This is a genomic window from Methylibium sp. (genome assembly GCF_013817345.1).
Classification (GTDB): Bacteria; Pseudomonadota; Gammaproteobacteria; order Burkholderiales; family Burkholderiaceae_C; genus Methylibium.
Genome location: NZ_JACDCW010000139.1, coordinates 1 through 7812 on the forward strand (window position 1 = coordinate 1; position 7812 = coordinate 7812).

General features: G+C 67.7%; 9 protein-coding genes. 5 read left to right on the top strand and 4 right to left on the bottom strand.

The genetic code is table 11. The features are described from left to right. Nucleotides 1-189: 189 nt before the first annotated feature. Nucleotides 190-1014, top strand: coding sequence for a DUF2726 domain-containing protein (locus tag H0W40_RS18140; RefSeq protein WP_292449085.1), 825 nt, complete (start codon nucleotides 190-192; stop codon nucleotides 1012-1014). Between the two features lie 21 nt (nucleotides 1015-1035). On the opposite strand, the gene ftsY is transcribed toward H0W40_RS18140, so the two are convergent. After that, the gene (ftsY, locus tag H0W40_RS18145) at nucleotides 1036-2460 is read right to left on the bottom strand and encodes a signal recognition particle-docking protein FtsY (protein ID WP_292449087.1); all 1425 of its coding nucleotides are present in this window, start codon (nucleotides 2458-2460) and stop codon (nucleotides 1036-1038) included. Between the two features lie 118 nt (nucleotides 2461-2578). Between ftsY and H0W40_RS18150 the strand changes: the two genes are divergently transcribed. The 4 genes from H0W40_RS18150 (at nucleotide 2579) to H0W40_RS18165 (ending at nucleotide 5166) form a co-directional block, all read left to right on the top strand. After that, on the top strand, nucleotides 2579-3397 hold the full coding sequence (locus H0W40_RS18150; protein ID WP_292449089.1) for a hypothetical protein: 819 nt from the start codon (nucleotides 2579-2581) through the stop codon (nucleotides 3395-3397). 262 nt (nucleotides 3398-3659) lie between these two features. Continuing rightward, nucleotides 3660-4232, top strand: coding sequence for a 16S rRNA (guanine(966)-N(2))-methyltransferase RsmD (gene rsmD, locus H0W40_RS18155; RefSeq protein WP_292449091.1), 573 nt, complete (start codon nucleotides 3660-3662; stop codon nucleotides 4230-4232). 32 nt (nucleotides 4233-4264) lie between these two features. Beyond that, nucleotides 4265-4780 (top strand): pantetheine-phosphate adenylyltransferase, encoded by a 516-nt coding sequence (coaD, locus tag H0W40_RS18160; RefSeq protein WP_292449093.1) that lies wholly within the window; start codon nucleotides 4265-4267, stop codon nucleotides 4778-4780. Nucleotides 4781-4872: 92 nt separating this feature from the next. After that, entirely contained in the window at nucleotides 4873-5166 is a 294-nt protein-coding gene (locus tag H0W40_RS18165; protein ID WP_292449094.1) for a YfhL family 4Fe-4S dicluster ferredoxin, read from the top strand. Between the two features lie 30 nt (nucleotides 5167-5196). Here the strand turns inward: H0W40_RS18165 and pth are convergent, their stop codons facing one another. The 3 genes from pth to H0W40_RS18180 form a co-directional block, all read right to left on the bottom strand. Continuing rightward, on the bottom strand, nucleotides 5197-5877 hold the full coding sequence (gene pth / locus H0W40_RS18170) for an aminoacyl-tRNA hydrolase (protein WP_292449096.1): 681 nt from the start codon (nucleotides 5875-5877) through the stop codon (nucleotides 5197-5199). A 117-nt stretch (nucleotides 5878-5994) separates the two neighbouring features. Next, entirely contained in the window at nucleotides 5995-6639 is a 645-nt protein-coding gene (locus H0W40_RS18175) for a 50S ribosomal protein L25/general stress protein Ctc (RefSeq protein WP_292449097.1), read from the bottom strand. 83 nt (nucleotides 6640-6722) lie between these two features. After that, a complete protein-coding gene (locus H0W40_RS18180; protein ID WP_292449098.1) occupies nucleotides 6723-7691 on the bottom strand; it encodes a ribose-phosphate pyrophosphokinase in 969 nt (322 codons plus the stop codon). Nucleotides 7692-7812: the final 121 nt, after the last annotated feature.

Here is a 7812-nt window from a genome sequence, read left to right on the forward strand (position 1 = left end):
GCCTTGTGCGGCGCGCCGCACAAGGCCGCGGAGCATCTTCGGCGCCCATCGGGTATTGCCCTTGCTACCGTGAAGGAGTGCGCCGATCCGCAGGCGGACACGTTTGGCAACCGTCGTCTTTCCCTGTCGCATTGACGCCTACGAGCCGCCGTCTTACGGTATGCCTTCGCTTCGAGAAAGACTTGGACCATGGACCCGATCGCTCTGCTTGCGCTGGCCGCGCTGGCTGTTGTCGCGGGCTTTTGGCTCTGGCGCCGCCGCAGTGCAGGCACCGAGGGCGATGAAAGCGGCTCACGGCCTCAACGCGTGGACGCCCTGGACACCGTGGCGGCTTGGCCGCCTGAAGCCACGCGCATCCTCACGCAGCAGGAGCGCCGCGCCTACACGCTGCTGTCGCAGGCCTTGCCTGACTACATGGTGCTGGCTCAGGTGCCCGTGTCGCGCTTCATCCGCGTGCCGACGCGCAATTCTTACCATGAGTGGATGCGCCGAGTCGGCCAGCTGTGCGCCGACCTGGTGATCTGCGACCCGGCCTCTCAGGTGATCGCGGTGGTCGAGGTTCGGCGCCCGCTCAACAAGGACAGCGAGCGCACGCGCAAGCGCCACGACCGCATGGACCGCGTGCTGCGCAAGGCCGGCGTGCGCGTGATCGAGTGGAACGAGGAAGCCTTGCCGCACCGGGACGCGGTTCGCGAGCAGATCGTGCCGACGCCCAAAGGCGCGAACAGTGATGAAGGCGCCGCGCTGAGCATGCGCGGGCCGCTGCCCGACCTGGAGAGCGGCGTGGTGCCGACGGCCCCACTGACAGCCGTGCCGAGCACGAGCCGTGAGCCGAGAGTCGCACCGAAAGGAGCCGTCGCCCCCCTTTCCCGCAGTCCAGCGACGCTCGACGCCGCACTCGAGGCACCCGACCCTTCGAGCCGGCGCGACAACGCGCCCACCGAGCCGACGCCTTCGACATGGTTCGACGAACTCGAATCGGACCGCATGCCACTGGACCGGCCCAAGCGCTGAGCCGGCCGGGCAAACACGCGCTCAGCTCAGCAACGCCTGTGCGAACTCGCGTGCGCTGAAGGTCTGCAAGTCCTCCAGCTTTTCGCCGACACCGACGAAGTACACCGGCACGGGCCGCCCGCCTGTGCGTTCGCGCTCGCGCGACCACAGGGCAATGGCGGCGAGCACCCCGCCCTTGGCGGTACCGTCGAGCTTGGTGACGATCAAGCCGGTGAGACCGAGTGCCGCATCGAATGACTTCACCTGCGCCAGTGCGTTCTGTCCGGTGTTGCCGTCGACCACCAGCAGCACCTCGTGCGGCGCGCCGGGCATGGCCTTGCCGATGGTGCGCTGGATTTTCTTCAGCTCATCCATCAGGTGCAGTTGCGTCGGCAAGCGGCCCGCGGTATCTGCGATCACCACCTCGCAGCCGCGCGCCTGGCCGGCCTTGACGGCATCGAAGCTCACGGCGGCCGGGTCGCCCCCTTCCTGGCTCACGATTTCGACCCGGTTGCGGTCGGCCCACACGGCGAGCTGCTCGCGCGCTGCCGCGCGAAAGGTGTCCGCCGCGGCGAGCAGCACCTTCACGCCGCCCTGGGCGAGGTGGCGGGTGAGCTTGCCGATCGTGGTGGTCTTGCCGGCGCCGTTTACGCCCGCGACCATGATCACCGTCGGCTCGGCCTCGCCGATCACCAGTGCCTTTTCCAGCGGGGCAAGGAGCGCAGCCACCGCGTCGGCCAGCAGCAGCTTGACGGCCGCCGGCGTGTCGGCCTTGCTCTCTTTCACACGGCGCTTCAGGTCGGCGAGCAGGTGCTCGGTGGCCTGCACGCCGGCGTCGGCCATCAACAGGGCGGCCTCGAGTTCCTCGTACAAGGCTTCGTCGATGCGCGTGCCGGTGAAGACCTGCGCAATACCGCTGCCCGTGCGCCGCAAGCCCAGCTTGAGACGGTCGAACCAGGGGCGTCGCGCCTCCGCGGCAGGCTCGACGTCGGCCATGCCGGATTCGGCCTCGGAGGGGGCGATCAAAGTAGCAGGCTCACGCGGCTCAGGCGGGGCGATGGGCTCTATCGGCGCGAGCGGAGCGGCGGGCTGGCGGACCGGCTCCGGTGCTGCAAGCGACGCCTGCGATGGCAGCGGCTCGGTCGCCGGCACAGGCGGCGTCGCCGCGGGCACTTCACTCGGCCCGGCCTTGCGAAAGCGATCGAGCCAGGAGCGCTTCGCCGGCTCGGCCGGCTGCCCTGCCGCTGCCGCCGGCTCCAGAGCGGCACGAGCTTCGGGCGCAGGCCGGGTATGCGGCTCGAGCGCATGGGCCGGCGGTTCGGGCGGCATGGCGGCAGGCTCTGCGAGCAGCTCGGGGCGCGGCTCTAAGGGCGGCGGCTCCAAGGGCGGCGGCTCTGGCGGCGGCTCTAAGGGCAGCGCTGCGGGCAGCTCGGCCGGCGCCGTCTTCTTCTTGAAAAAACTGAACATGTTCCAGGATTTTAGGGACCGCACAGAAGCCCCCTGTTCCGCACGCCGCACCCGCTTGGCACGCCGGCAGCCAGCGTCTGTAATCCAGGCGTCCTCTCGGCTCAGCAGGAGACGCCCCATGGCCACCATTCGATTGAGTCCCGCACTGCGCGGCGAGTACCTGCAGTTGTTCGATTCCTGCGAACTGCGGCCCGAACGCGCCCGCGAGATCGAAGCGACGCTGCAGCGCATCCTGGCGCAGCAAACGCGCTATCAGCAGGTCGAAGCCACGACCGGTGTGCCATGGCATTTCATCGCCGTGGTCCACCAGATGGAATCGGGCGGTCGCTTCGACTGCCACTTGCACAACGGCGACCCGCTCGGCGCGCGCACGCGCCAGGTGCCTCGCGGCCGACCGCGCGTCGGCACGCCGCCCTTCGCCTGGGAGCCGAGCGCCGCCGATGCGCTGGCGATGCACGGCCTGTCGTCCGAAACCGACTGGGGGCTTGCGAGCCTGCTCTACGAGCTGGAGCGCTACAACGGTTTCGGCTACCGGCTTCATCACCCCGAAGTGCGTTCGCCCTACCTGTGGAGTTTTTCGGTGCACTACAGCTCGGGCAAGTACGTCGCGGACGGCCGCTGGTCGCACAGTGCCCGCTCCGCGCAGTGCGGAGCAGCCACGCTGCTTCGCCGGCTGGTCGAACTCGGCCACGCGGTCATCGCGGACCAGCCGCCGCCCGCGACGAATGCTGCGCCGATGGTGGTGCGCTATGCGAAGCAAAAGCCGGCTTCGGCGGCGGTGCTGGCGCAGGCCCGTGCGCTGCAGCGCTGGCTCAACGGCTTTCCGGGCGTTTTTCTGAAGATCGACGGGTGGCCGGGGCAACGCACCTCGTCGGCCTGGCAGCAGGTCACGGGGTACTACCTGCCGGGCGATCCGCGTGCGGCAACGTTGAGGTAGAGCGCCGTGCGCTGCAAGGTGCAAGGTGCAAGGTGCAAGGTGCAAGGTGCAAGGTGCAAGGACGGCAGGGCGGCAGGGCGGCACGGCGGCACGCGGTGCAAGGACGGCAGGGCGGCACGGCGGCACGGCCGCACGGCCGCACGGCGGCATAACAGCGTGATGGCGTGAGTCATCGGCGCTCGTGCCGCTGCCTAGAATCGGCACGGTGCATACCGCCTCGCGCCGCCCCCCGTCGACCGCTCCCGACCGCCTCCCCGCTTCGGTGCCCGGTGAAGTTCGCCTGATCGGCGGCCGGTGGAAGCGCAGCAAGCTGCCGGTGCTTCGGCATGCCGGCCTGCGGCCCACGCCGGACCGCGTGCGCGAGACGCTGTTCAACTGGCTCGGCCAGGATCTCGGCGGCTGGCACTGCCTGGACGCCTTCGCCGGCAGCGGCGCCCTCGGCTTCGAGGCCGCCTCGCGAGGCGCGGCGCAGGTGCTGCTGCTCGAGCGCGATGCCAAACTGGCTGCAAGCCTGCGCGCGGTGCAGCAGCGGCTCGGCGCCGCACAAGTGCGCGTGGAGGCGGCCGACGCCATCGCCTGGATGGCACGCCACAGCGGCGCCCTCTTCGATCTGGTGCTGATTGACCCGCCCTTCGAGGCCGCCCTGTGGGAAACCGCCCTGGCTGCCGGCCGGCGCGTGCTGGCGGCCGAAGGCTGGCTTTATCTGGAGGCCGCCCGCGCCTTCGACGAGGCCGCCCTAGCGCCGCATGGCCTCGCCCTGCATCGACACACTCGCGCGGGCCGGGTGCATGCGCATCTACTGCGGCCCGCCAGCGGCGCCGAAGCCGGGGCATAAACTGCCCGGTCCGCATTGCCGCAGGAATCGCCGTGACTTCCAGCACCGCCATCACCGCCGTTTATCCCGGCACCTTCGATCCGTTCACGCTGGGTCACGAAGACCTCATGCGCCGCGCCAGCCGATTGTTCGAACGCCTGATCGTGGCGGTGGCCGCCGGCCATCACAAACGCACCATGTTCACCATCGCCGAACGGCTGGAGATGGCGCAGGAACTGGCCGCCGATTGCCCCAACGTGGAGGTGATTGCGTTTCGCGGGCTGCTGCGCGACTTTGTCGTCGAGCACGGCGGCAAGGTGGTGGTGCGCGGCCTGCGGGCGGTCAGCGACTTCGAATACGAGTTTCAGATGGCCGGCATGAATCGCCAGTTAATGCCCGATGTGGAAACCGTGTTCCTCACCCCCAGCGACCAGCACCAATTCATCAGCGGCACCTTCGTGCGCGAGATTGCCACCCTCGGCGGCGATGTCTCCAAGTTCGTGGCACCCTCGGTGCTTGCGCGCCTGCGGGAGCGGGTCAGTCAATCGGGGCGCTTGAATCCGGCATGAGTTCGTCCATCGAAACAACACGCACGGCCGCGCGGTGCAGCGCAGGGTACTTGCCTGCGCCCGGGCGTGTTCGGCGCTGAGCTGGAGGGCCCATGGCACTCATGATCACGGACGAATGCATCAACTGCGATGTGTGCGAGCCGGAGTGCCCCAACCAGGCGATTTCGCTGGGCCCCGAGATCTACGTGATCGATCCCGGCAAGTGCACCGAATGCGTCGGCCACTTCGACGAGCCGCAGTGCGTGCAGGTCTGCCCTGTGGCTTGCATTCCGGTGAATCCGGCTCAGGTCGAGAGCAAGCCGCAGCTGTGGGCCAAGTTCCGCTTTCTCGTCGGCCAGCCGGAAGAAGCCGCTGGAGCTGCACCGCCTGCGCCGCCTTCGCCCTGAGTCGCAGCGCTTCGGCGGCGCCGAAGAAGATCACATCGCGTTCTTCGCAGCCGGCCGGGTGAGCGGGAGATCGGTATCGCTGCTCACCGCCGGGCTTTGAGGCGTTGCCGAAGCAGGGCGCGCGGGCTTGGGTCGTGGCGGTTTCGTTGTGTGCAGTTGCATCGTGGCCTTAGCCGTGTCGCCGGCGAGCAGCGCGTCGAGCGCACCGAGCGACCGATCAATGGCAGCGGCAATCGCTTCGCGATGCTCGGCGGCGGGTTTGCCGAGCACGTAGTTCACGACCTCCGCCTTCACGCCGGGATGGCCGATGCCCAGGCGCAGCCGCCAGTAGTCGGTGGCGCCGAGCTGCGCGTGGATGTCGCGCAGGCCGTTGTGGCCGGCGTGGCTGCCACCCTGTTTGAGTTTCATCTCGCCGGGCGGCAGATCCAGCTCGTCGTGCGCGACCAGGATCTCGTCGGGCGCGATCTTGTAGAAACGCGCCAGCGCCGCCACCGATTTGCCCGAAAGGTTCATGAAGGTCTGAGGCTCCAGCAGCCACAAGGCACCGGTCGGCGTGTTCACCCGCGCCAGCTTGCCTTGGTAGCCGCGCTCAGTGTGCAGCGTGGCCTTCAGCGCGCGTGCCACCGCCTCCAGCCACCAGAAGCCGGCGTTGTGGCGCGTCGCTTCGTACTCGGCACCGGGATTGCCCAGGCCCACCATCAATCGAATCATGAGCGCGATTATCACGAGGCCGGGAACTCGACGTTCCTTGTGCGATGCCTTGCCGAGCGGGCGAAAAAAAGCCCCGCCGAAGCGGGGCCGCAGGGGCACCGGCCTTGAGCCGGGCGCTTACTTCTTGTTTTGCTTCTCTTCCTTCTTGGCCTTGGTCGCAGGCGCCTTGACGACCAGCGCGGCAACGACCTCCGGCTCCGCTTCCTCGGCCTGCTGGATCACGCTGACGACGGCCGGGTTCTTCTTGCCGCGCAGCACGACCTTGATGCCCTTGGGCAGCTTGAGGTCGTCCACGTGCAGCGACTGGCCCTTGGTCATCTCGCCCACGTCGATGGTGATGAACTCGGGCAGCTGCGAAGCGAGGCACTCGACCTCGAGTTCGTTGACCACGTGCGAGAACAGGCAGCCGTCGAGCTTGACGGCCGGCGCGGTGTCCTCGTTGATGAAGTGCAGGGGCACCTTCTTGCTGACGCGCGTGGTGGCATCGACGCGCTGGAAGTCGACGTGCAGCACGATCTGCTTGAAGGGATGCATCTGCACGTCGCGCAGCAGCACCTGCTGGCTGGCGCCGGACAGATCCATGTCGAGGATCGACGAGTGGAAGGCCTCTTTCTTGAGCGCGTGAAAGAGCGCGTTGTGGTCGAGCTCGACCATGGCCGGCGTGCCCGCACCGTAAACGATGCCCGGCACCTTGCCGGTGTTGCGCAGGCGGCGGCTCGCTCCGGTCCCCTGCAGTTCGCGCGGATAAGCGACGAATTTCATTGCGTTTCTCCCAAAAGGAAGGCACCCGCGACCAGGTGCCTCGTGTGAACCCGCAGGCCGAAGGCATGCGGGCATGAACCGGCTCAGAAGTTGTTGTTCTGCTCCGAAAAAAGCGAGGTGACCGATTCACCGTCCGAGATGCGGCGAATGGTCTCGGCGAACAGGAACGCCACGGAAAGCTGGCGAATCTTGGGGGTCGCCTTGCCGGCGGCATTGAGCGGGATGGTGTTGGTGACCACCACCTCGTCAAGATGCGAATTCTTGAGGCGCTCGATAGCCGGGCCAGAAAACACCGGATGGGTGCAGTAGGCGAACACGCTCTTCGCCCCGCGCTGCTTGAGTTCTTCCGCCGCCTTCACGAGCGTGCTGGCGGTATCGATCATGTCGTCCATGATCACGCAGTTGCGGTTCTCGATGTCGCCGATGACGTGCATGACCTCCGACACGTTGGCGGTGGGGCGGCGCTTGTCGATGATGGCCAGGTCGCAGTCGAGTTGCTTGGCCAGCGCCCGGGCGCGCACGACGCCACCAACGTCGGGCGAGACCACGATCAGGTCGTGATAGCGCTTGGTCTTCAGATCGGCCAACAGCACCGGCGAGGCGTAGATGTTGTCGACCGGGATGTCGAAGAAGCCCTGGATCTGGTCGGCGTGCAGGTCCATGGTGAGCACGCGGTTCACGCCCACCGCCTCGAGCATGTTGGCCACCACCTTCGCCGAGATCGGCACCCGCGTGGAGCGCGGCCGGCGATCCTGGCGCGCATAGCCGAAATAGGGAATGACCGCGGTGATGCGCCCGGCCGACGCCCGCTTGAGCGCATCGACCATGATGAAGAGCTCCATCAGGTGCTCGTTGGTCTGCGGCGCGCAGGTCGGCTGCACGACGAAGATGTCGCGCGCCCGTACGTTCTGCTCGATCTCGACCTTGACCTCGCCGTCGGAGAAGCGGCCGACGGCGGCACGCCCGAGCTCGATGCCCAGGGCACTGGCGATTTCCTCGGCAAGCGCCGGGTTGGCGTTGCCGGTGAACAGAACGGTGTTGTTGGTAAGCATCGTGGCTGCACCGCGCTCAGTAGGTCTAAACGACGCGGCGCCCGCATCGGGCGCCGCGCTTCGCTTCGGTTTGGCAGGGGAGGAAGGACTCGAACCCTCGCATGTCGGAATCAAAATCCGA

What these genes read in the sequence shown, in the direction of transcription:
- H0W40_RS18140 (WP_292449085.1), top strand. Translation starts at nt 190, where the DNA reads ATGGACCCGATCGCTCTGCTTGCGCTGGCCGCGCTGGCTGTTGTCGCG.
- ftsY (WP_292449087.1), bottom strand. Translation starts at nt 2,460, where the DNA reads ATGTTCAGTTTTTTCAAGAAGAAGACGGCGCCGGCCGAGCTGCCCGCA.
- H0W40_RS18150 (WP_292449089.1), top strand. Translation starts at nt 2,579, where the DNA reads ATGGCCACCATTCGATTGAGTCCCGCACTGCGCGGCGAGTACCTGCAG.
- H0W40_RS18165 (WP_292449094.1), top strand. Translation starts at nt 4,873, where the DNA reads ATGGCACTCATGATCACGGACGAATGCATCAACTGCGATGTGTGCGAG.
- pth (WP_292449096.1), bottom strand. Translation starts at nt 5,877, where the DNA reads ATGATTCGATTGATGGTGGGCCTGGGCAATCCCGGTGCCGAGTACGAA.
- H0W40_RS18175 (WP_292449097.1), bottom strand. Translation starts at nt 6,639, where the DNA reads ATGAAATTCGTCGCTTATCCGCGCGAACTGCAGGGGACCGGAGCGAGC.
- H0W40_RS18180 (WP_292449098.1), bottom strand. Translation starts at nt 7,691, where the DNA reads ATGCTTACCAACAACACCGTTCTGTTCACCGGCAACGCCAACCCGGCG.